This window comes from Shigella sonnei, from assembly GCF_002950395.1.
In the GTDB taxonomy this organism is placed as follows: Bacteria; Pseudomonadota; Gammaproteobacteria; order Enterobacterales; family Enterobacteriaceae; genus ECMA0423.
In genome coordinates this window covers 3487878-3512029 of sequence record NZ_CP026802.1, presented here as the reverse complement: position 1 = coordinate 3512029, position 24152 = coordinate 3487878, and the positions used below count along the sequence as shown (strand labels likewise).

The following is a 24152-nucleotide window of genomic DNA, read 5'->3' as shown; positions in this document are numbered from 1 at the left end:
ATGGCATACCTGGTGGCAGTAACCGCCTGCGTAAGCGGCGTGGCGCATACTTATATGGCGGCGGAACGGCTGGAAAAGTTGTGCCAGTTAGAGAAGTGGGGCGTCAGCATTGAAACTCAGGGCGCGCTGGGAACGGAGAATCGTTTAGCGGACGAGGATATCCGTCGGGCGGATGTTGCTCTGTTGATTACGGATATCGAGCTTGCCGGTGCCGAGCGATTTGAACATTGCCGCTATGTGCAATGCAGCATCTACGCATTCCTGCGTGAGCCGCAGCGGGTAATGAGCGCGGTGCGCAAAGTGCTTTCTGCGCCGCAGCAAACCCATCTTATTCTGGAGTAGTCGGTTTTTCTGTCAGTTGGCTGTGGTACTGCCGGCGATATTCCGACGGCGAGCGTTCGGTGTTTTTACGAAACAGACGGCAGAAGTAGTTGCTGTCGACAAAGCCGCAGGCGTGCGCCACTTCTTTTACCTTCAGGTCATAGCCTTTCAATAACGTCTTAGCGTGCTCCAGTCGCGTGTGATTCAGGTATTCGTTAAAACCAATGGCCCCCGTTTTTTGAAACAGGTGCGAGAGATAGTTTGGTGAAATATAGAATGCCTGTGCGACAGATTCGCGGGTAAGCGCGGAGGCATAGCGTTCGTCGATATAATCGCGAATAGCTTCAAATAGTGCCTGGCTGCGTGAGGCGGTCTGGATTTGGCTGCCGAGCAAATCGCGGCAGTGGCTAAGCAGGCTGGCTACGATAAGCCTTGCCGTTTGCTGCTCCTGCGGCTGCATTTGCATTTCATTGAGCGTTTGTAGCAGAAAAGAACCTATACGTGGGCCGCGTCGGGCGACGTGTTGCTTCGCCAGATTTTGATATTGTTTGCCATCCCATTGCACGACGCTGAAGCCGAGTTGCTGTTTGCCAAACAGCACGCTAAAGGTGGTAGCGGGTGTTTTCCATTGTGGGAAATTCCAGCCACCAGCGGCAACGTACAGCACATCGCCGGGAACTAACGTTGCTCCAGCGCCGGTATCAACAAACTCACCTTCCAGCACAATTTCCAGCCGTGGAAAATCGACCTGATACGCAAGATCGGGCACCGGGCCGTTACTGCTGGCAAAGTAAATCTGGCGCAGGGACAGCGGGCCGTTGATCAGGCGGGAGAGCAGATAGCTGACGTCGTGATACATGTTATTCCCTTAGGTATGTAGACGGGAAAACAGTAACTGGCATTATTAAAAAAGGCCACCTGAAAAGTGTGGCCTGAGGGGAGTTCGATGTAAACATTGCGGCAGTTGTATTGCCGGATGTGGCGTAAACGCCTTATCCAGCCTACCGCCGCGATCTGTAGGCCGGATAAGACGCGTCAAGCGTCGCATCCGGCAAATAGCGCCTGGCTGATAATTACTGATTACCTACCTGGTCGCCATACGGCAGAGTGTCGTAATCGATCAGCGCGTTTTTCTTGTACGGGTTACCAATCCAGCGGGTAGTTTCTTTGAACTGCGGATTCACCACTGAACGGGTTGGATCGTAACCGTCGTAAGATAAGCCCGCCAAATCTGACCAGGTGTGGATCAGTTCCGCCAGGCTGTATTTACGATCGACATCCTGTGAGAAATCACGGGGATGAGTCGCTTGCCATTTTTCCGACGTCCACAGCAGGAACGGAATGGTGTACATGTGGCGCGTCGGGTTGTCTTCGTTACGCCCCTGAGTTTTGTGCGGCGGCGTGTCGTAAACCTCTTCACCGTGGTCAGAGAAGTAAACCAGGAATCCGTTCGGGTCTGCCGCTTTAAAGTCTTTAATCAGGCTGGCAACCACATGATCGTTATACAGGTTAGCGTTGTCATAATCGTTATATGATTCCAGCTCTTCTGCGCTTAATCCTGGCGGAACATGATCGGTATTGCCATCAAACTTGCCCTGATTTTCCGGGTAGCGGTATTTGTATTTGATATGCGTACCCAGCAGATGAACGATGATCAGTTTCTTCGGCGCAGGGTCATTCAGCACATCCTGGAACGGCTTCAGCACGTTGGTGTCGTATTCACGCGCACTCTGCGTACGTTGCTGGTTCATGTAGTACTGCTTGTCGGTCTGGCGCGAAAATACCGTCAGCATGGTATTGCGGGCGGTCATCGTCTGCTGGTTGGTGATCCAGAAGGTTTTATAACCCGCCTGTTTCATCATGTTCATCAGCGACGGCTGCGTCAGATACAGATCCGGGTTCTTTTCATTGGCAAAGGTCAGCGCCTGTTGCAGGATTTCAATGGTGTACGGACGAGACGTAACTACGTTATTAAACACGGTCAGATTCGGATCGGTTTTATGCAGCGCATCCAGCTCCGGCGTGGTTTCACGCGGATAACCGTACAGACTCATGCGTCCGCGCTGGGTCGACTCGCCAATCACCAGCACTAAAGTGCGCGGTTCGTTACCCGATTCATCTTTGAAATTAGCCAGTGGCGGCAAGGCATTATTTTCATTCAGTAACTTTGTTAGCGAGTTTAGTTGCTGACGATACTGATAATAGCCGGTCAGGAATTGCCACGGTGCGGCAGGCTCCATACGCGAGGCCAGGTTATCCAACGTTTTCTCAAACGGCTTGTTTTTGATAAACGTATTCATGGCGATCGGATGCAGAATCAAGCCATAAAGCAGGGCAAAAGAGACAACATAACGCCACGGCTTTGGAATATAGACCGGGCGCAGGCGTGTCCACAGCAGAACTGCCACCGCCGTATAGGCCAGCGCGATAAGCACAATTTTCAGGCTGAAATACTGGCTTAAATACTCGCTGGCTTCGTTGGTGTTGGTTTCGAACATCACAAACAGAACGCTCTGCGAGAACTCCTGCCCGTAGATGACGTAGTAGCATAGCGCCGCCAGAGAGGCCGCCCATAGCACCACGCCGATTACTGCGGCAATAATTTTAATCCGCTTCGGAAAGAGGAATACCGGGATCAACCACAGCGAGCTGAATAACAGCGAGTCGCGAATGCCGTTGGTGCCACTATAACCACTGATGTAAATAATGGCCTGTAGCAGAGTAGAGAAAAACCAAAAGTAGAGCAGTGCCCAACCCAGGGCTTTCCAGCTAAAAAGGGGTTTAGCCTGGACTTCTGTGGAATGCATAGTAAGAACCTGTCTTGAAAAAAATATCGCCGAATGTAACGACAATTCCTTAAGGATATCTGAAGGTATATTCAGAATTTGAATAAAATGCAGACAGAAATATATTGAAAACGAGGGTGTTAGAACAGAAGTATTTCAGAAAACCCTCGCGCAAAAGCACGAGGGTTTGCAGAAGAGGAAGATTAGCCGGTATTACGCATACCTGCCGCAATCCCGGCAATAGTGACCATTAACGCTTGTTCGACGCGAGGATCCGGTTCCTGGCCTTCTTTTTCTGCCTGGCGGGAGCGGTGCAGCAACTCGGCCTGCAATACGTTCAGCGGGTCGGTGTAAATATTCCGTAGCTGAATAGACTCTGCAATCCACGGCAGATCGGCCATCAGATGGGAATCGTTGGCAATCGCCAGCACCACTTTGATGTCTTCTTCTTGCAGGTTGCGTAACTCTTTACCTAACGGCCACAGTGCTTTGTCTACCAGACGTTGATCATAGTATTCCGCCAACCACAGGTCTGCTTTGGCGAAGACCATCTCCAGCATGCCGAGACGCGTCGAGAAGAATGGCCAATCGCGGCACATGGCTTCCAGCTCGCTCTGTTTGCCATCTTCGACCACTTTTTGCAGCGCCGTACCTGCACCCAGCCAGGCGGGGAGCATCAGGCGGTTTTGCGTCCAGGCAAAAATCCACGGTATGGCGCGCAGCGACTCGACGCCGCCGGTTGGGCGACGTTTCGCCGGACGTGAACCCAACGGCAGTTTGCCCAATTCTTGTTCCGGCGTAGCGGAGCGGAAGTAAGGCACAAAATCTTTGTTTTCACGTACGTAGCCACGGTAGAGATCGCAGGAGATGACTGACAGTTCATCCATAATGCGACGCCAGCTCTCTTTCGGCTCAGGTGGTGGCAGCAGGTTGGCTTCCAGAATCGCCCCGGTGTAAAGCGACAGGCTGCTGACGGTGATTTCTGGCAGACCATATTTAAAGCGGATCATCTCGCCCTGTTCAGTCACGCGCAGGCCACCTTTCAGGCTTCCTGGCGGTTGTGACAGCAGCGCCGCATGGGCAGGTGCGCCGCCGCGACCAATGGAACCGCCGCGACCGTGGAACAACGTCAGCTCAATACCCGCTTTTTCGCAGGTTTTGATTAATGCATCCTGTGCCTGATATTGCGCCCAGGAAGCTGCCATCACGCCCGCATCTTTTGCTGAGTCGGAATAGCCAATCATCACCATCTGTTTGCCCTGAATCAGGCCGCGATACCAGTCGATATTGAGCAGCTGGGTCATGACATCGTTGGCGTTGTTCAGGTCATCGAGGGTTTCAAACAGCGGAGCAACCGGCATCGCAAACCCGATACCCGCTTCTTTCAGCAGCAGGTGGACAGCCAGTACGTCGGACGGCGTTTTCGCCATCGAGATCACGTAGGCGGCAATGGAGCCTTGCGGCGCTTCGGCAATCACCTGGCAGGTATCGAGCACTTCGCGCGTTTCGGCGCTTGGTTGCCAGTTGCGCGGCAGAAGCGGACGTTTGGAGTTCAGTTCGCGGATCAGGAACGCCTGTTTGTCGGCCTCTGACCAGCTTTCGTAGTCGCCGATACCGAGGTAGCGGGTCAGCTCGCCCAGCGCTTCGGTATGGCGGGTGCTCTCCTGACGGATATCAATACGGACCAGCGGTACGCCGAAACATTTCACGCGGCGCAGGGTGTCGAGCAGATCGCCGTTGGCGATAATACCCATGCCACACGCCTGAAGTGACTGGTAGCAAGCGTAGAGCGGTTCCCACAGTTCTTCGTTTTGTGTCAGCAGCCCTTCTGGTTTTGGCAGTTCTTCGCCTTTCAGGCGCGCTTCCAGCCATGCCTGTGTCGCCATCAGGCGAGAACGCAGGTTTTTCATCAGATAGCGATACGGTTCTGCGGCACCTTCTTCGCCAACCAGCGCCAGCAGTTCAGGGGTCGCTTCAACCATCGACAGTTCAGAAACCAGAACCTGAATATCTTTCAGGAACAGATCGGTGGCTTTCCAGCGACTGAGTAGCAGGACGTGGCGGGTGATATCGGCAGTGACGTTCGGGTTGCCGTCGCGGTCACCGCCCATCCACGAAGTAAAACGGACCGGAACAAATTCGACGGGCAGTTTGTAGCCGAGGTTCTCTTCCAGTTGTTCGTTCAGTTCGCGCAAGTAATTCGGTACGCCTTGCCACAGGCTGTTTTCTACTACGGCAAAGCCCCATTTGGCTTCATCTACCGGGCTTGGACGCAGCTTACGGATTTCATCAGTATGCCATGACTGGGCGATTAACTGGCGCAGGCGACGCATCAGCTGGTTGTGTTCGTAGTCAGCGATATCTTTGTTATCGAGCTGTTTTAAGCAGGCGTTCACTTCCACCATTTTGTGGATCAGTGTACGACGGGTAATTTCGGTTGGGTGAGCCGTGAGGACCAGTTCCAGCGACAGCGATTCCACTGCTTTTTTGATGGTGTCTTCGCTCAGTTCCGGCTGGTTTTTCAGTTTGCGCAGGGTGCGGGCGATCACTTCCGGGTTGCTGGCAGCTTCGCCTTTCGGCGAAATGCTGTGGTATTGCTCGGCGGTGTTGGCTAGGTTCAGGAACTGACTAAACGCACGCGCAACGGGCAGCAGCTCGTCGTTCGACAAATTTTGTAAGGTGGTGAGCAACTCCTGGCGGTTAGCATCATTGCCAGCGCGTGAAGATTTCGACAACTTACGGATAGTTTCTACGCGTTCAAGAATGTGTTCTCCCAACGCATCCTTGATGGTTTCTCCCAGCACTTTGCCGAGCATACTGACATTACTACGCAATGCGGAATATTGTTCGTTCATATTACCCCAGACACCCCATCTTATCGTTTGATAGCCCTGTATCCTTCACGTCGCATTGGCGCGAATATGCTCGGGCTTTGCTTTTCGTCGTCTTTTATAAAGCCACGTAAAAGCGGTGACGTCAAATGCTGCGAAATCGCTTCAGCAAACGAATAAATAGCAGGAATTTACGCCATTAAATTCACGACGCTTTAAATAAGCGTAACTTATGGAAATGTTAAAAAATCGCCATACATAACACCAAAGGTGTAGGTCGGATAAGATGCGCAAGCATCGCATCCGACATTATTGCGGCACCGGAGTTTGGCAACGGTGCCGGATGCGGCGCGAGCGCCTTATCCGGCCTACGTTTTAATGCCAGCAAAAATGGTGAATTACCTGGATAATCAACTCACGGGTGGGTTTAATAAACCGCGTCTCCAGATATTCATCAGGCTGATGAGCTTGATTGATGGAACCCGGACCGAGCACCAGCGTCGGGCATAACGTTTGAATAAACGGCGCTTCGGTACAGTAATTCACCACTTCGGTTTTTGCTCCGAGCAATTTCTCAACCACTTCAACCAGTTGATGATTCGGTGGGCATTCATAGCCAGGGATCGGCGGATGCAGCTCGTCGACCGTCAGACGACCCGGCCAGCGTTCGCTCACCGGAGCCAATGCATCGTTGAGCAAACCATTAAGTTCATTGAGTGTCATGCCAGGCAGCGGACGAATATCCATATGCAACTCACAGCAAGCGCAAATACGGTTAGAAGCGTCGCCACCGTGAATATGCCCGAGGTTGAGCGTAGGGTATGGCACGGTAAATGCTTCGTAGTGATAACGTTCTTTCAGGTTATCGCGCAATTGCAAAATATGCCCGATGGCGTCGTGCATTAGTTCGATAGCGTTAACTCCGCGTGCTGGATCGCTGGAGTGCCCCGACTGGCCCTGAATACGGATGGCGTTAGAGATATGACCTTTATGTGCGCGTACCGGTTGTAGTGACGTCGGTTCGCCAATGATGGCGCAATCCGGGCGCAGGGCGGTAGTTTCGGCAAAATAACGCGCTCCGGCCATACTGGTTTCTTCATCAGCAGTCGCCAGAATGTAGAGCGGTTTTTTCAGTTTCGTGACGTCGACATCGCGTAGCGTATCAAGGATAAACGCAAAAAAGCCTTTCATGTCGGCGGTGCCTAAGCCGTAAAGCTTGCCGTCATGCTCCGTCAGTGTAAACGGATCGCGCGTCCAGCGACCGTCATCAAATGGCACCGTATCGGTATGCCCCGCCAGCAACAAGCCGCCAGCCCCCTGTCCGATACTTGCCAGCATATTGAATTTGTTGCGAGTTCCTGGCACAGGCTGCACTTCCACATTGAAGCCTAAATCTTTAAACCAGTCCGCCAGCAGAGTGATTAAATCTGCATTGCTTTGATCGAGTGCCTCTTCCGTGGCGCTTATTGAAGGTGTGGCAATCAGAGCACGGTAAATCTCGATAAATGGCGGTAATTTGTTTTTCATTGTTGACACACCTCTGGTCATGATAGTATCAATATTCATGCAGTATTTATGAATAAAAATACACTAACGTTGAGCGTAATAAAACCCACCAGCCGTAAGGTGAATGTTTTACGTTTAACCTGGCAACCAGACATAAGAAGGTGAATAGCCCCGATGTTGAATACGCTGATTGTGGGTGCCAGCGGCTACGCTGGCGCAGAGCTAGTGACCTATGTAAATCGCCATCCGCATATGAACATAACCGCTTTGACTGTTTCAGCGCAAAGCAATGATGCGGGAAAGTTAATCTCCGATTTGCATCCGCAGCTAAAAGGCATCGTTGAGCTGCCGTTGCAGCCGATGTCGGATATCAGCGAGTTTAGCCCAGGGGTGGACGTAGTGTTTCTCGCCACCGCCCATGAAGTTAGCCACGATTTAGCGCCGCAGTTTCTTGAAGCGGGCTGCGTGGTGTTCGACCTTTCCGGTGCGTTTCGTGTTAACGACGCCACCTTCTATGAAAAATATTACGGCTTTACCCATCAATACCCGGAACTGCTGGAACAGGCAGCCTACGGTCTGGCGGAGTGGTGCGGTAATAAATTAAAAGAAGCGAATTTGATTGCGGTGCCAGGCTGTTATCCGACGGCGGCACAGCTGGCGCTGAAACCGTTGATTGATGCCGATCTTCTTGACCTCAATCAGTGGCCGGTGATCAACGCCACCAGCGGCGTGAGCGGTGCAGGACGTAAGGCAGCGATTTCAAATAGTTTTTGTGAAGTTAGCCTGCAACCGTATGGCGTCTTTACTCATCGCCATCAACCAGAGATCGCCACACACCTCGGTGCTGACGTTATCTTCACCCCACATCTGGGCAATTTCCCGCGCGGCATTCTCGAAACCATTACCTGCCGCCTGAAATCGGGTGTGACCCAGGCGCAAGTCGCGCAAGTGTTACAGCAGGCGTATGCCCATAAACCGCTGGTGCGGCTGTATGACAAAGGCGTTCCGGCGCTGAAAAATGTCGTTGGGCTGCCATTTTGCGATATCGGGTTTGCCGTTCAGGGCGAGCATCTGATTATTGTGGCGACCGAAGACAACTTACTGAAAGGCGCGGCGGCACAAGCGGTACAGTGCGCCAATATTCGTTTCGGCTATGCGGAAACGCAGTCTCTTATTTAAGGGTGCAATGATGAATCCATTAATTATCAAACTGGGCGGCGTACTGCTGGATAGTGAAGAGGCGCTGGAACGTCTGTTTAGCACACTGGTGAATTATCGTGAGTCACATCAGCGTCCGCTGGTGATTGTGCACGGCGGCGGTTGCGTGGTGGATGAGCTGATGAAAGGGCTGAATCTGCCGGTGAAAAAGAAAAACGGCCTGCGGGTGACGCCTGCTGATCAGATAGACATTATCACCGGAGCACTGGCGGGAACGGCAAATAAAACCCTGTTGGCATGGGCGAAGAAACATCAGATTGCGGCCGTAGGTTTGTTTCTCGGTGACGGCGACAGCGTCAAAGTGACCCAGCTTGATGAAGAGTTAGGTCATGTTGGACTGGCGCAGCCAGGTTCGCCTAAGCTTATCAACTCCTTGCTGGAGAACGGTTATCTGCCGGTGGTCAGCTCCATTGGCGTAACAGACGAAGGGCAACTGATGAACGTCAATGCCGACCAGGCGGCAACGGCGCTGGCGGCAACGCTGGGCGCGGATCTGATTTTGCTCTCCGACGTCAGCGGCATTCTCGACGGCAAAGGGCAACGCATTGCCGAAATGACCGCCGCGAAAGCAGAACAACTGATTGAGCAGGGCATTATTACTGACGGCATGATAGTGAAAGTGAACGCGGCGCTGGATGCGGCCCGCACGCTGGGCCGTCCGGTAGATATCGCCTCCTGGCGTCATGCGGAGCAGCTTCCGGCACTGTTTAACGGTATGCCGATGGGTACGCGGATTTTAGCTTAAGTTTTGTTGGCCGGAGGCGCAGCTTTCCGGCATTGAATTTCAAAATAAGGAAACAGAGTTATGGCACTTTGGGGCGGGCGTTTTACCCAGGCAGCAGATCAACGGTTCAAACAATTCAACGACTCACTGCGCTTTGATTACCGTCTGGCGGAGCAGGATATTGTTGGCTCTGTGGCCTGGTCCAAAGCCCTGGTCACGGTAGGCGTGTTAACCGCAGAAGAGCAGGCGCAACTGGAAGAGGCGCTGAACGTGCTGCTGGAAGATGTTCGCGCCAGGCCACAACAAATCCTTGAAAGCGACGCCGAAGATATCCATAGCTGGGTGGAAGGCAAACTGATCGACAAAGTGGGCCAGTTAGGCAAAAAGCTGCATACCGGGCGTAGTCGTAACGATCAGGTAGCGACTGACCTGAAACTGTGGTGCAAAGATACCGTTAGCGAGTTACTGACGGCTAACCGACAGCTGCAATCGGCGCTGGTGGAAACCGCACAAAACAATCAGGACGCGGTCATGCCAGGTTACACTCACCTGCAACGCGCCCAGCCGGTGACGTTCGCGCACTGGTGCCTGGCCTATGTTGAGATGCTGGCGCGTGATGAAAGCCGTTTGCAGGATGCGCTTAAGCGTCTGGATGTCAGCCCATTAGGCTGTGGCGCGCTGGCGGGAACGGCCTATGAAATCGACCGTGAACAGTTAGCAGGCTGGCTGGGCTTTGCTTCGGCGACCCGTAACAGTCTGGACAGCGTTTCTGACCGTGACCATGTGTTGGAACTGCTGTCGGCTGCCGCTATCGGCATGGTGCATCTGTCGCGTTTTGCTGAAGATCTGATTTTCTTTAACACCGGCGAAGCGGGGTTTGTGGAGCTTTCTGACCGCGTGACTTCCGGTTCATCATTAATGCCGCAGAAGAAAAACCCGGATGCGCTGGAGCTGATTCGCGGTAAATGCGGTCGGGTGCAGGGTGCGTTAACCGGCATGATGATGACGCTGAAAGGTTTGCCGCTGGCTTACAACAAAGATATGCAGGAAGACAAAGAAGGTCTGTTCGACGCGCTCGATACCTGGCTGGACTGCCTGCATATGGCGGCGCTGGTGCTGGACGGCATTCAGGTGAAACGTCCACGTTGCCAGGAAGCGGCTCAGCAGGGTTACGCCAACGCCACCGAACTGGCGGATTACCTGGTGGCGAAAGGCGTACCTTTCCGCGAGGCGCACCATATCGTGGGTGAAGCGGTGGTGGAAGCCATTCGTCAGGGCAAACCGCTGGAAGATCTGCCGCTCGACGAGTTGCAGAAATTCAGCCCGGTGATTGGCGAAGATGTCTATCCGATTTTGTCGCTGCAATCGTGCCTCGACAAGCGTGCGGCAAAAGGCGGCGTCTCACCGCAGCAGGTGGCCCAAGCGATTGCTTTTGCGCAGGCGCGGTTGGGGTAAGAACATTTATATGTACAAATTTGAGCCTGGCTTATCGCCGGGCTTTTTTATGGCAAAAAAAAGCGGATCCTGGAGATCCGCAAAAGTTCACGTTGGCTTTAGTTATTCGAGTTGAGAAACTCTCGAAACGGGCAGTGACTTCAAGGGTTAAAAGAGGTGCCGCTCCGTTTCTGTGAGCAATTATCAGTCAGAATGCTTGATAGGGATAATCGTTCATTGCTATTCTACCTATCGCCATGAACTATCGTGGCGATGGAGGATGGATAATGAATATTCGTGATCTTGAGTACCTGGTGGCATTGGCTGAACACCGCCATTTTCGGCGTGCGGCAGATTCCTGCCACGTTAGCCAGCCGACGCTTAGCGGGCAAATTCGTAAGCTGGAAGATGAGCTGGGCGTGATGTTGCTGGAGCGGACCAGCCGTAAAGTGTTGTTCACCCAGGCGGGAATGCTGCTGGTGGATCAGGCGCGTACCGTGCTGCGTGAGGTGAAAGTCCTTAAAGAGATGGCAAGCCAGCAGGGCGAGACGATGTCCGGACCGCTGCATATTGGTTTGATTCCCACGGTTGGACCGTACCTGCTACCGCATATTATCCCGATGCTGCACCAGACCTTTCCAAAGCTGGAAATGTATCTGCATGAAGCACAGACCCACCAGTTACTGGCGCAACTGGACAGTGGCAAACTCGATTGCGTGATCCTCGCGCTGGTGAAAGAGAGCGAAGCATTCATTGAAGTGCCGTTGTTTGATGAGCCAATGTTGCTGGCTATCTATGAAGATCACCCGTGGGCGAACCGCGAATGCGTACCGATGGCCGATCTGGCAGGGGAAAAACTGCTGATGCTGGAAGATGGTCACTGTTTGCGCGATCAGGCAATGGGTTTCTGTTTTGAAGCCGGGGCGGATGAAGATACACACTTCCGCGCGACCAGCCTGGAGACGCTGCGCAACATGGTGGCGGCAGGTAGCGGGATCACTTTACTGCCAGCGCTGGCTGTGCCGCCGGAGCGCAAACGCGATGGGGTTGTTTATCTGCCGTGCATTAAGCCGGAACCACGCCGCACTATTGGCCTGGTTTATCGTCCTGGCTCACCGCTGCGCAGCCGCTATGAGCAGCTGGCAGAGGCCATCCGAGCAAGAATGGATGGCTATTTCGATAAAGTGTTAAAACAGGCGGTTTAAACCGTTTAACGCAGCTACCCGATAGGCTTCCGCCATGGTCGGGTAGTTAAAGGTGGTGTTGACGAAGTACTCAATAGTGTTGCCGCCACCTTTCTGTTCCATAATCGCCTGACCGATATGAATAATTTCGGCAGCGCGCTCGCCAAAGCAGTGAATACCCAGAATCTCTTTTGTTTCCCGATGGAACAAAATTTTCAGCGTGCCCACGTTCATGCCGACGATTTGTGCGCGTGCCAGATGTTTAAACTGGGCGCGGCCCACTTCATATGGCACTTTCATCGCGGTCAGCTGCTGTTCGGTTTTGCCCACAGAGCTGATTTCCGGGATGGTGTAAATGCCGGTAGGGATATCTTCAATCAGATGCGCGGTGGCTTCGCCTTTTACCAGCGCCTGCGCGGCAATGCGCCCCTGGTCATAGGCCGCTGATGCCAGGCTCGGATAACCAATCACGTCGCCCACCGCGTAAACGTGCGGCTGTGCGGTCTGATACATGCTGTTGACCTTCAGCTGTCCGCGACTGTCAGTTTCCAGCCCAATGTTCTGTAACGCCAGCGAATCGGTATTACCGGTACGACCGTTGGCATAGAGCAGGCAGTCAGCTTTCAGTTTTTTACCCGACTTCAGATGCATGATCACACCGTCGTCACAGCCTTCGATCTTCTCGTACTCTTCGTTGTGACGAATCACTACGCCACTGTTCCAGAAGTGATAGGAGAGAGAATCTGACATCTCTTGATCGAGAAATGCCAGCAGGCGATCGCGGGTGTTGATCAGATCCACTTTTACATCCATACCGCGGAAGATCGACGCATATTCACAGCCGATCACTCCAGCACCATAGATAAGTACATGGCGCGGTTCGTGGTGCATGCTAAGAATTGAGTCGCTGTCGTAAATGCGTGGATGGGTGAAATCAACATCTGTTGGATGATATGGACGAGAGCCGCAGGCAATAACAAATTTTTCAGCGGTTAGTGTTTCGACGCTGCCGTCCGGGCAATCCAGCGCCAACGTATGCTCGTCAACAAAGCGAGCGTTCCCCTGCAATATTTCACAGTGATTACGTTCGTAAAATCCCTGACGCATGCGCGTTTGTTGATTAATCACGTTATCGGCATGGTTAAGGATATCGGCAAAAGAAGAGCGGAGCAGTCGCGAATGGTCGCTGTATAGTGGGTTTTGATTGAATTCTATAATGCGGCTGACGGCGTGACGGAGAGCTTTCGACGGGATGGTGCCCCAGTGGGTGCAACCGCCGCCAACATTTTGATAACGCTCGATAACTGCGACGCGCACACCTTGCTTAACCAGGCCCATTGCAGCGCCTTCGCCGCCGGGGCCGGAACCTATTACTATGGCATCGTAATCGTAGGAATGTGGCATGGTAGGGCTTACCTGTTCTTATACATAAAAGCAACAGAATGGTAACATTCTATCGCGGGTAAGCCAATTGATCCCCGTCATTTATCTGGCTATATCCTGAGCGGCCTTTGCTTTGTCTGTTTCTTACTTTTGCCCTGACGTTTTATTGGATTTTTATCGACGATACTCTCCGTTTAAGCGGCAGGTTTCCGCTGTACGTAAAAGAACCGGCCAGTAAATATGTTTTATTGCGTTACCGTTCATTCACAATACTGGAGCAATCCAGTATGTTCATTCTCTGGTATAGTGCCAGCAGTACTTTTGGCAAGGATTCAGACATCGTGATGGGCATAAGAGCGCAACAAAAAGAAAAAACCCGCCGTTCGCTGGTGGAAGCCGCATTTAGCCAATTAAGTGCTGAACGCAGCTTCGCCAGCCTGAGTTTGCGTGAAGTGGCGCGTGAAGCGGGCATTGCTCCCACCTCTTTTTATCGGCATTTCCGCGACGTAGACGAACTGGGTCTGACCATGGTTGATGAGAGCGGTTTAATGCTACGCCAACTCATGCGCCAGGCGCGTCAGCGTATCGCCAAAGGCGGGAGTGTGATCCGCACCTCGGTCTCCACATTTATGGAGTTCATCGGTAATAATCCTAACGCCTTCCGGTTATTATTGCGGGAACGCTCCGGCACCTCCGCTGCGTTTCGTGCCGCCGTTGCGCGTGAAATTCAGCACTTCATTGCGGAACTTGCGGACTATCTGGAACTCGAAAACCATATGCCGCGTGCGTTTACTGAAGCGCAAGCCGAAGCAATGGTGACAATTGTCTTCAGTGCGGGTGCCGAGGCGTTGGACGTCGGCGTCGAACAACGTCGGCAATTAGAAGAGCGACTGGTACTGCAACTGCGAATGATTTCGAAAGGGGCTTATTACTGGTATCGCCGTGAACAAGAGAAAACCGCAATTATTCCGGGAAATGTGAAGGACGAGTAATGAAACAAGCAAATCAAGATAGAGGTACGCTGCTGCTGGCGTTAGTTGCTGGCTTATCGATTAATGGTACTTTCGCAGCGCTGTTTAGCTCCATTGTGCCATTTTCTGTATTCCCGATTATTTCCCTGGTGCTGACGGTTTACTGCCTGCATCAACGTTATCTTAATCGCACTATGCCGGTAGGCTTGCCGGGTCTGGCAGCTGCCTGTTTTATTCTCGGCGTACTGCTGTACAGCACGGTAGTTCGTGCGGAATATCCGGATATCGGCTCTAACTTCTTCCCGGCAGTACTCTCCGTCATTATGGTGTTCTGGATTGGCGCGAAGATGCGTAACCGTAAGCAGGAAGTTGCTGAGTAATCGGTATTATGCCGGATGCTGGCGCATCCGGCATGGGTTTTACTTCGCGGTCAGTAATACGCCGCACTCCATATGGTGCGTGTAGGGGAACTGATCAAACAGAGCCAGACGTTCGACCTTGTGCGTCTGGCTTAATGTTTCCAGATTCTTGCATAACGTTTCCGGGTTACAGGAGATGTACAAAATACACGGATACGCCTGCACCATTTTCTCGGTTTCACTGTCCAGACCGCTGCGCGGTGGGTCGACAAAAATGGTTTCGCACTGATAACTCTTTAAGTCGATCCCTTGCAGGCGGTTAAACTCGCGCACACCATTCATCGCCTGAGTAAATTCTTCTGCCGCCATACGAATAATTTGTACGTTATCAATATGGTTAGCTGCGATGTTGTATTGCGCAGCAGCAACCGACGGCTTAGCGATTTCGGTGGCTAATACCCGATCAAAATTGCGCGCCAGCGCTAATGAAAAGTTACCGTTGCCGCAGTACAGCTCCAGTAAATCGCCTTTTGAGCCTTTGGTTACGTCCAGCGCCCATTCCAGCATCTGAATATTCATCGCCGCGTTCGGCTGGGTAAAGCTGTTTTCTACCTGACGGTAGATCATCTCTTTCCCTGCGACCGGCAGACGCTCGTCGATGTAATCTTGATCCAGCTCGATTTTGGTTTTCGTTGCCCGACCAATCAGATGCACATTCAGATTCTGCGCGCGCAGTGCATCGCGCAGGGCCTCCGCTTCCTGACGCCACTCATCATCCAGCTTCTTATGGTATAGCAGGGAAACCACCGCCTGATTACTCAGCGTGGTGAGGTAATCAATCTGGAACAACTTGTGGCGCAGAACGGGATTATTACGCACACCCGCAATCATCGCCGTCATCAACTGGTTGATAAGTTCACTGGCGGCGGGGAAGCTATCCACGCGGATACGGCTTTTGGTTTGTTGATCGAAAATGATGTGATACAGGTCATCGCCATCGTGCCAGATGCGGAACTCCGCACGCATCCGGTAATGACTGACCGGCGAGCGAAACACTTCCGGAACCAGGTCAGAAAACGGTGCCATCATACTTTGCAAACGTACCACTTTTTCGGCTAACTGCGCTTCATACTGTTCTGTTGGAAGGTGTTCGGGGGTCATGATGTATCCTGAAAAATTAAAGTACGCGGCGATTGTAGGGATTGCTCATCAGATGTCCAGATCTTGATGAATTCCTATTTGTGAGCTACGTCTGGACAGTAACTTGTTACAACCTGTAGCATCCACTTGTCGGTCCTGTGAGTTAATAGGGAATCCAGTGCGAATCTGGAGCTGACGCGCAGCGGTAAGGAAAGGTGCGATGATTGCGTTATGCGGACACTGCCATCCGGTGGGAAGTCATCATCTCTTAGTATCTTAGATACCCCTCCAAGCCCGAAGACCTGCCGGCCAACGTCGCATCTGGTTCTCATCATCGCGTAATATTGATGAAACCTGCGGCATCCTTCTTCTATTGTGGATGCTTTACAATGATTAAAAAAGCTTCGCTGCTGACGGCGTGTTCTGTCACAGCCTTTTCCGCTTGGGCACAGGATACCAGCCCGGATACTCTCGTCGTTACTGCTAACCGTTTTGAACAGCCGCGCAGCACTGTGCTTGCACCAACCACCGTTGTGACCCGTCAGGATATCGACCGCTGGCAGTCGACCTCGGTCAATGATGTGCTGCGCCGTCTTCCGGGCGTCGATATCACCCAAAACGGCGGTTCAGGTCAGCTCTCATCTATTTTTATTCGCGGTACAAATGCCAGTCATGTGTTGGTGTTAATTGATGGCGTACGCCTGAATCTGGCGGGGGTGAGTGGTTCTGCCGACCTTAGCCAGTTCCCTATTGCGCTTGTCCAGCGTGTTGAATATATCCGTGGGCCGCGCTCCGCTGTTTATGGTTCCGATGCAATAGGCGGGGTGGTGAATATCATCACGACGCGCGATGAACCCGGAACGGAAATTTCAGCAGGGTGGGGAAGCAATAGTTATCAGAACTATGATGTCTCTACGCAGCAACAACTGGGGGATAAGACACGGGTAACGCTGTTGGGCGATTATGCCCATACTCATGGTTATGATGTTGTTGCCTATGGTAATACAGGAACGCAAGCGCAGACAGATAACGATGGTTTTTTAAGTAAAACGCTTTATGGCGCGCTGGAGCATAACTTTACTGATGCCTGGAGCGGCTTTGTGCGCGGCTATGGCTATGATAACCGTACCAATTATGACGCGTATTATTCTCCCGGTTCACCGTTGCTCGATACCCGTAAACTCTATAGCCAAAGTTGGGACGCCGGGCTGCGCTATAACGGCGAACTGATTAAATCACAACTCATTACCAGCTATAGCCATAGCAAAGATTACAACTACGATCCCCATTATGGTCGTTATGATTCGTCGGCGACGCTCGATGAGATGAAGCAATACACCGTCCAGTGGGCAAACAATGTCATCGTTGGTCACGGTAGTATTGGTGCGGGTGTCGACTGGCAGAAACAGACTACGACGCCGGGTACAGGTTATGTTGAGGATGGATATGATCAACGTAATACCGGCATCTATCTGACCGGGCTGCAACAAGTCGGCGATTTTACCTTTGAAGGCGCAGCACGCAGTGACGATAACTCACAGTTTGGTCGTCATGGAACCTGGCAAACCAGCGCCGGTTGGGAATTCATCGAAGGTTATCGCTTCATTGCTTCCTACGGGACATCTTATAAGGCACCAAATCTGGGGCAACTGTATGGCTTCTACGGAAATCCGAATCTGGACCCGGAGAAAAGCAAACAGTGGGAAGGCGCGTTTGAAGGCTTAACCGCTGGGGTGAACTGGCGTATTTCCGGATATCGTAACGATGTCAGTGACTTGATCGATTATGATGATCACACCCTGAAATATTACAACGAAGGGAAAGCGCGGATTAAGGGCGTCGAGGCGACCGCCAATTTTGATACCGGACCACTGACGCATACTGTGAGTTATGATTATGTCGATGCGCGCAATGCGATTACCGACACGCCGTTGTTACGCCGTGCTAAACAGCAGGTGAAATACCAGCTCGACTGGCAGTTGTATGACTTCGACTGGGGTATTACTTATCAGTATTTAGGCACTCGCTATGATAAGGATTACTCATCTTATCCTTATCAAACCGTTAAAATGGGCGGTGTGAGCTTGTGGGATCTTGCGGTTGCGTATCCGGTCACCTCTCACCTGACAGTTCGTGGTAAAATAGCCAACCTGTTCGACAAAGATTATGAGACAGTCTATGGCTACCAAACTGCAGGACGGGAATACACCTTGTCTGGCAGCTACACCTTCTGAACCACGTCCCACCGTGCTGGTGTTTGACTCCGGCGTCGGTGGGTTGTCGGTCTATGACGAGATCCGGCATCTCTTACCGGATCTCCATTACATTTATGCTTTCGATAACGTCGCTTTCCCGTATGGCGAAAAAAGCGAAGCGTTTATTGTTGAGCGAGTGGTGGCAATTGTCACCGCGGTGCAAGAACGTTATCCCCTTGCGCTGGCTGTGGTCGCTTGCAACACTGCCAGTACCGTTTCACTTCCTGCATTACGCGAAAAGTTCGACTTCCCGGTTGTTGGTGTCGTGCCGGCGATTAAACCTGCTGCACGTCTGACGGCAAATGGCATTGTCGGATTACTGGCAACCCGCGGAACAGTTAAACGTTCTTATACTCATGAGCTGATCGCGCGTTTCGCTAATGAATGCCAGATAGAAATGCTGGGCTCGGCAGAGATGGTTGAGTTGGCTGAAGCGAAGCTACATGGCGAAGATGTTTCTCTGGATGCACTAAAACGTATCCTACGCCCGTGGTTAAGAATGAAAGAGCCGCCAGATACCGTTGTATTGGGTTGCACCCATTTCCCTCTACTACAAGAAGAACTGTTACAAGTGCTGCCAGAGGGAACCCGGCTGGTGGATTCTGGCGCAGCGATTGCTCGCCGAACGGCCTGGTTGTTAGAACATGAAGCCCCGGATGCAAAATCTGCCGATGCGAATATTGCCTTTTGTATGGCAATGACGCCAGAAGCTGAACAATTATTGCCCGTTTTACAGCGTTACGGCTTCGAAACGCTCGAAAAACTGGCAGTTTTAGGCTGATTTGGTTGAATGTTGCGCGGTCAGAAAATTATTTTAAATTTCCTCTTGTCAGGCCGGAATAACTCCCTATAATGCGCCACCACTGACACGGAACAACGGCAAACACGCCGCCGGGTCAGCGGGGTTCTCCTGAGAATCTCAACAGAGAAAAGCAAAAAAAATGCTTGACTCTGTAGCGGGAAAGCGTATTATGCACACCTCGCGCCGCTGAGAAAAAGCGAAGCGGCACTGCTCTTTAACAATTTATCAGACAATCTGTGTGGGCACTCGAAGATACGGATTCTTAACGTCGCAAGACGAAAAATGAATACCAAGTCTCAAGAGTGAACACGTAATTCATTACGAAGTTTAATTCTTTGAGCATCAAACTTTTAAATTGAAGAGTTTGATCATGGCTCAGATTGAACGCTGGCGGCAGGCCTAACACATGCAAGTCGAACGGTAACAGGAAACAGCTTGCTGTTTCGCTGACGAGTGGCGGACGGGTGAGTAATGTCTGGGAAACTGCCTGATGGAGGGGGATAACTACTGGAAACGGTAGCTAATACCGCATAACGTCGCAAGACCAAAGAGGGGGACCTTCGGGCCTCTTGCCATCGGATGTGCCCAGATGGGATTAGCTAGTAGGTGGGGTAACGGCTCACCTAGGCGACGATCCCTAGCTGGTCTGAGAGGATGACCAGCCACACTGGAACTGAGACACGGTCCAGACTCCTACGGGAGGCAGCAGTGGGGAATATTGCACAATGGGCGCAAGCCTGATGCAGCCATGCCGCGTGTATGAAGAAGGCCTTCGGGTTGTAAAGTACTTTCAGCGGGGAGGAAGGGAGTAAAGTTAATACCTTTGCTCATTGACGTTACCCGCAGAAGAAGCACCGGCTAACTCCGTGCCAGCAGCCGCGGTAATACGGAGGGTGCAAGCGTTAATCGGAATTACTGGGCGTAAAGCGCACGCAGGCGGTTTGTTAAGTCAGATGTGAAATCCCCGGGCTCAACCTGGGAACTGCATCTGATACTGGCAAGCTTGAGTCTCGTAGAGGGGGGTAGAATTCCAGGTGTAGCGGTGAAATGCGTAGAGATCTGGAGGAATACCGGTGGCGAAGGCGGCCCCCTGGACGAAGACTGACGCTCAGGTGCGAAAGCGTGGGGAGCAAACAGGATTAGATACCCTGGTAGTCCACGCCGTAAACGATGTCGACTTGGAGGTTGTGCCCTTGAGGCGTGGCTTCCGGAGCTAACGCGTTAAGTCGACCGCCTGGGGAGTACGGCCGCAAGGTTAAAACTCAAATGAATTGACGGGGGCCCGCACAAGCGGTGGAGCATGTGGTTTAATTCGATGCAACGCGAAGAACCTTACCTGGTCTTGACATCCACGGAAGTTTTCAGAGATGAGAATGTGCCTTCGGGAACCGTGAGACAGGTGCTGCATGGCTGTCGTCAGCTCGTGTTGTGAAATGTTGGGTTAAGTCCCGCAACGAGCGCAACCCTTATACTTTGTTGCCAGCGGTCCGGCCGGGAACTCAAAGGAGACTGCCAGTGATAAACTGGAGGAAGGTGGGGATGACGTCAAGTCATCATGGCCCTTACGACCAGGGCTACACACGTGCTACAATGGCGCATACAAAGAGAAGCGACCTCGCGAGAGCAAGCGGACCTCATAAAGTGCGTCGTAGTCCGGATTGGAGTCTGCAACTCGACTCCATGAAGTCGGAATCGCTAGTAATCGTGGATCAGAATGCCACGGTGAATACGTTCCCGGGCCTTGTACACACCGCCCGTCACACCATGGGAGTGGGTTGCAAAAGAAGTAGGTAGCTTAACCTTCGGGAGGGCGCTTACCACTTTGTGATTCATGACTGGGGTGAAGTCGTAACAAGGTAACCGTAGGGGAACCTGCGGTTGGATCACCTCCTTACCTTAAAGAAGCGTACTTTGCAGTGCTCACACAGATTGTCTGATAGAAAGTGAAAAGCAAGGCGTCTTGCGAAGCAGACTGATACGTCCCCTTCGTCTAGAGGCCCAGGACACCGCCCTTTCACGGCGGTAACAGGGGTTCGAATCCCCTAGGGGACGCCACTTGCTGGTTTGTGAGTGAAAGTCACCTGCCTTAATATCTCAAAACTCATCTTCGGGTGATGTTTGAGATATTTGCTCTTTAAAAATCTGGATCAAGCTGAAAATTGAAACACTGAACAACGAAAGTTGTTCGTGAGTCTCTCGAATTTTCGCAACACGATGATGAATCGAAAGAAACATCTTCGGGTTGTGAGGTTAAGCGACTAAGCGTACACGGTGGATGCCCTGGCAGTCAGAGGCGATGAAGGACGTGCTAATCTGCGATAAGCGTCGGTAAGGTGATATGAACCGTTATAACCGGCGATTTCCGAATGGGGAAACCCAGTGTGTTTCGACACACTATCATTAACTGAATCCATAGGTTAATGAGGCGAACCGGGGGAACTGAAACATCTAAGTACCCCGAGGAAAAGAAATCAACCGAGATTCCCCCAGTAGCGGCGAGCGAACGGGGAGGAGCCCAGAGCCTGAATCAGTGTGTGTGTTAGTGGAAGCGTCTGGAAAGGCGCGCGATACAGGGTGACAGCCCCGTACACAAAAATACACATATTGTGAGCTCGATGAGTAGGGCGGGACACGTGGTATCCTGTCTGAATATGGGGGACCATCCTCCAAGGCTAAATACTCCTGACTGACCGATAGTGAACCAGTACCGTGAGGGAAAGGCGAAAAGAACCCCGGCGAGGGGAGTGAAAAAGAACCTGAAACCGTGTACGTACAAGCAGTGGGAGCACGCTTAGGCGTGTGACTGCGTACCTTTTGTATAATGGGTCAGCGACTTATATTCTGTAGCAAGGTTAACCGAATAGGGGAGCCGAAGGGAAACCGAGTCTTAACTGGGCGTTAAGTTGCAGGGTATAGACCCGAAACCCGGTGATCTAGCCATGGGCAGGTTGAAGGTTGGGTAACACTAACTGGAGGACCGAACCGACTAATGTTGAAAAATTAGCGGATGACTTGTGGCTGGGGGTGAAAGGCCAATCAAACCGGGAGATAGCTGGTTCTCCCCGAAAGCTATTTAGGTAGCGCCTCGTGAATTCATCTCCGGGGGTAGAGCACTGTTTCGGCAAGGGGGTCATCCCGACTTACCAACCCGATGCAAACTGCGAATACCGGAGAATGTTATCACGGGAGACACACGGCGGGTGCTAACGTCCGTCGTGAAGAGGGAAACAACCCAGACCGCCAGCTAAGGTCCCAAAGTCATGGTTAAGTGGGAAACGATGTGGGAAGGCCCAGACAGCCAGGATGTTGGCTTAGAAGCAGCCATCATTTAAAGAAAGCGTAATAGCTCACTGGTCGAGTCGGCCTGCGCGGAAGATGTAACGGGGCTAAACCATGCACCGAAGCTGCGGCAGCGACGCTTATGCGTTGTTGGGTAGGGGAGCGTTCTGTAAGCCTGCGAAGGTGTGCTGTGAGGCATGCTGGAGGTATCAGAAGTGCGAATGCTGACATAAGTAACGATAAAGCGGGTGAAAAGCCCGCTCGCCGGAAGACCAAGGGTTCCTGTCCAACGTTAATCGGGGCAGGGTGAGTCGACCCCTAAGGCGAGGCCGAAAGGCGTAGTCGATGGGAAACAGGTTAATATTCCTGTACTTGGTGTTACTGCGAAGGGGGACGGAGAAGGCTATGTTGGCCGGGCGACGGTTGTCCCGGTTTAAGCGTGTAGGCTGGTTTTCCAGGCAAATCCGGAAAATCAAGGCTGAGGCGTGATGACGAGGCACTACGGTGCTGAAGCAACAAATGCCCTGCTTCCAGGAAAAGCCTCTAAGCATCAGGTAACATCAAATCGTACCCCAAACCGACACAGGTGGTCAGGTAGAGAATACCAAGGCGCTTGAGAGAACTCGGGTGAAGGAACTAGGCAAAATGGTGCCGTAACTTCGGGAGAAGGCACGCTGATATGTAGGTGAAGTCCCTTGCGGATGGAGCTGAAATCAGTCGAAGATACCAGCTGGCTGCAACTGTTTATTAAAAACACAGCACTGTGCAAACACGAAAGTGGACGTATACGGTGTGACGCCTGCCCGGTGCCGGAAGGTTAATTGATGGGGTCAGCGCAAGCGAAGCTCTTGATCGAAGCCCCGGTAAACGGCGGCCGTAACTATAACGGTCCTAAGGTAGCGAAATTCCTTGTCGGGTAAGTTCCGACCTGCACGAATGGCGTAATGATGGCCAGGCTGTCTCCACCCGAGACTCAGTGAAATTGAACTCGCTGTGAAGATGCAGTGTACCCGCGGCAAGACGGAAAGACCCCGTGAACCTTTACTATAGCTTGACACTGAACATTGAGCCTTGATGTGTAGGATAGGTGGGAGGCTTTGAAGTGTGGACGCCAGTCTGCATGGAGCCGGCCTTGAAATACCACCCTTTAATGTTTGATGTTCTAACGTGGACCCGTGATCCGGGTTGCGGACAGTGTCTGGTAGGTAGTTTGACTGGGGCGGTCTCCTCCTAAAGAGTAACGGAGGAGCACGAAGGTTGGCTAATCCTGGTCGGACATCAGGAGGTTAGTGCAATGGCATAAGCCAGCTTGACTGCGAGCGTGACGGCGCGAGCAGGTGCGAAAGCAGGTCATAGTGATCCGGTGGTTCTGAATGGAAGGGCCATCGCTCAACGGATAAAAGGTACTCCGGGGATAACAGGCTGATACCGCCCAAGAGTTCATATCGACGGCGGTGTTTGGCACCTCGATGTCGGCTCATCACATCCTGGGGCTGAAGTAGGTCCCAAGGGTATGGCTGTTCGCCATTTAAAGTGGTACGCGAGCTGGGTTTAGAACGTCGTGAGACAGTTCGGTCCCTATCTGCCGTGGGCGCTGGAGAACTGAGGGGGGCTGCTCCTAGTACGAGAGGACCGGAGTGGACGCATCACTGGTGTTCGGGTTGTCATGCCAATGGCACTGCCCGGTAGCTAAATGCGGAAGAGATAAGTGCTGAAAGCATCTAAGCACGAAACTTGCCCCGAGATGAGTTCTCCCTGACCCTTTAAGGGTCCTGAAGGAACGTTGAAGACGACGACGTTGATAGGCCGGGTGTGTAAGCGCAGCGATGCGTTGAGCTAACCGGTACTAATGAACCGTGAGGCTTAACCTTACAACGCCGAAGATGTTTTGGCGGATGAGAGAAGATTTTCAGCCTGATACAGATTAAATCAGAACGCAGAAGCGGTCTGATGAAACAG

At 52.2% G+C, this 24152-nt stretch carries 15 protein-coding genes, 1 tRNA gene, 2 rRNA genes and 1 riboswitch; of the genes, 12 read left to right on the top strand and 6 right to left on the bottom strand.

Annotated features, from left to right (window positions below; all coding sequences use genetic code 11):
- Nucleotides 1-342 carry a PTS fructose-like transporter subunit IIB gene (locus tag C1P89_RS18205; RefSeq protein WP_000323849.1) on the top strand — a complete coding sequence of 114 codons (342 nt, stop codon included), beginning with the start codon at nt 1-3 and terminating at the stop codon, nt 340-342.
- Here C1P89_RS18205 and C1P89_RS18200 read toward each other — a convergent pair.
- The 4 genes from C1P89_RS18200 to argE all read right to left on the bottom strand — a co-directional run bounded on the left by C1P89_RS18200 (nt 329) and on the right by argE (nt 7465).
- Complete coding sequence (locus C1P89_RS18200; RefSeq protein WP_000274624.1) at nt 329-1180, bottom strand: AraC family transcriptional regulator; 852 nt, start codon at nt 1178-1180, stop codon at nt 329-331. The genes C1P89_RS18205 and C1P89_RS18200 overlap by 14 nt on opposite strands.
- A gap of 214 nt (nt 1181-1394) precedes the next feature.
- A complete protein-coding gene (locus tag C1P89_RS18195; protein WP_000556295.1) occupies nt 1395-3128 on the bottom strand; it encodes a phosphoethanolamine transferase CptA in 1734 nt (577 codons plus the stop codon).
- A 182-nt stretch (nt 3129-3310) separates the two neighbouring features.
- Nucleotides 3311-5962 (bottom strand): phosphoenolpyruvate carboxylase, encoded by a 2652-nt coding sequence (gene ppc, locus C1P89_RS18190; RefSeq protein ID WP_001005579.1) that lies wholly within the window; start codon nt 5960-5962, stop codon nt 3311-3313.
- Nucleotides 5963-6313: 351 nt separating this feature from the next.
- Nucleotides 6314-7465, bottom strand: coding sequence for an acetylornithine deacetylase (argE, locus tag C1P89_RS18185; protein ID WP_001343371.1), 1152 nt, complete (start codon nt 7463-7465; stop codon nt 6314-6316).
- A 153-nt stretch (nt 7466-7618) separates the two neighbouring features.
- On the opposite strand from argE, the gene argC reads away from it, so the two are divergent.
- The 4 genes from argC (at nt 7619) to oxyR (ending at nt 12025) form a co-directional block, all read left to right on the top strand.
- Nucleotides 7619-8623: an N-acetyl-gamma-glutamyl-phosphate reductase gene (argC, locus tag C1P89_RS18180; protein ID WP_000935389.1), complete on the top strand. Its 1005-nt coding sequence runs from the start codon at nt 7619-7621 to the stop codon at nt 8621-8623.
- A 7-nt stretch (nt 8624-8630) separates the two neighbouring features.
- Nucleotides 8631-9407: an acetylglutamate kinase gene (gene argB / locus C1P89_RS18175; RefSeq protein WP_077447157.1), complete on the top strand. Its 777-nt coding sequence runs from the start codon at nt 8631-8633 to the stop codon at nt 9405-9407.
- Between the two features lie 60 nt (nt 9408-9467).
- Nucleotides 9468-10841, top strand: a complete 1374-nt coding sequence (gene argH, locus C1P89_RS18170; RefSeq protein WP_001230083.1) for an argininosuccinate lyase — start codon at nt 9468-9470, stop codon at nt 10839-10841.
- Between the two features lie 266 nt (nt 10842-11107).
- Nucleotides 11108-12025: a DNA-binding transcriptional regulator OxyR gene (gene oxyR / locus C1P89_RS18165; protein ID WP_001025940.1), complete on the top strand. Its 918-nt coding sequence runs from the start codon at nt 11108-11110 to the stop codon at nt 12023-12025.
- Here the strand turns inward: oxyR and sthA are convergent.
- Nucleotides 12008-13408, bottom strand: a complete 1401-nt coding sequence (sthA, locus tag C1P89_RS18160; protein ID WP_001120831.1) for a Si-specific NAD(P)(+) transhydrogenase — start codon at nt 13406-13408, stop codon at nt 12008-12010. The genes oxyR and sthA overlap by 18 nt on opposite strands.
- Before the next feature lie 320 nt (nt 13409-13728).
- Here sthA and fabR point away from each other — a divergent pair, with 320 nt between their 5' ends.
- Nucleotides 13729-14379, top strand: a complete 651-nt coding sequence (gene fabR / locus C1P89_RS18155) for an HTH-type transcriptional repressor FabR (RefSeq protein WP_122988064.1) — start codon at nt 13729-13731, stop codon at nt 14377-14379.
- Nucleotides 14379-14738 carry a YijD family membrane protein gene (locus tag C1P89_RS18150; protein ID WP_000806411.1) on the top strand — a complete coding sequence of 120 codons (360 nt, stop codon included), beginning with the start codon at nt 14379-14381 and terminating at the stop codon, nt 14736-14738. Before fabR ends, C1P89_RS18150 begins: the two co-directional genes overlap by 1 nt.
- 39 nt (nt 14739-14777) lie before the next feature.
- Here the strand turns inward: C1P89_RS18150 and trmA are convergent, their stop codons facing one another.
- Nucleotides 14778-15878, bottom strand: a complete 1101-nt coding sequence (gene trmA / locus C1P89_RS18145; protein ID WP_000187019.1) for a tRNA (uridine(54)-C5)-methyltransferase TrmA — start codon at nt 15876-15878, stop codon at nt 14778-14780.
- Nucleotides 15879-15991: 113 nt separating this feature from the next.
- Nucleotides 15992-16181: riboswitch (cobalamin riboswitch) on the top strand.
- Between the two features lie 65 nt (nt 16182-16246).
- Here trmA and btuB point away from each other — a divergent pair.
- From btuB to C1P89_RS18120, 5 genes are all read left to right on the top strand, one after another.
- Nucleotides 16247-18091 carry a TonB-dependent vitamin B12 receptor BtuB gene (btuB, locus tag C1P89_RS18140; protein ID WP_000591359.1) on the top strand — a complete coding sequence of 615 codons (1845 nt, stop codon included), beginning with the start codon at nt 16247-16249 and terminating at the stop codon, nt 18089-18091.
- Complete coding sequence (gene murI, locus C1P89_RS18135) at nt 18036-18893, top strand: glutamate racemase (RefSeq protein ID WP_000201819.1); 858 nt, start codon at nt 18036-18038, stop codon at nt 18891-18893. The genes btuB and murI overlap by 56 nt, the downstream gene beginning before the upstream one ends.
- A 373-nt stretch (nt 18894-19266) precedes the next feature.
- Nucleotides 19267-20808 (top strand): 16S ribosomal RNA (locus C1P89_RS18130).
- A gap of 85 nt (nt 20809-20893) precedes the next feature.
- Nucleotides 20894-20969 (top strand) — tRNA-Glu (locus tag C1P89_RS18125).
- 193 nt (nt 20970-21162) lie between these two features.
- Nucleotides 21163-24064, top strand: a 23S ribosomal RNA gene (locus C1P89_RS18120).
- The 16S and 23S rRNA genes sit together here with 1 tRNA gene alongside, the layout of an rRNA operon.
- The last annotated feature ends 88 nt before the right edge of the window (nt 24065-24152 follow it).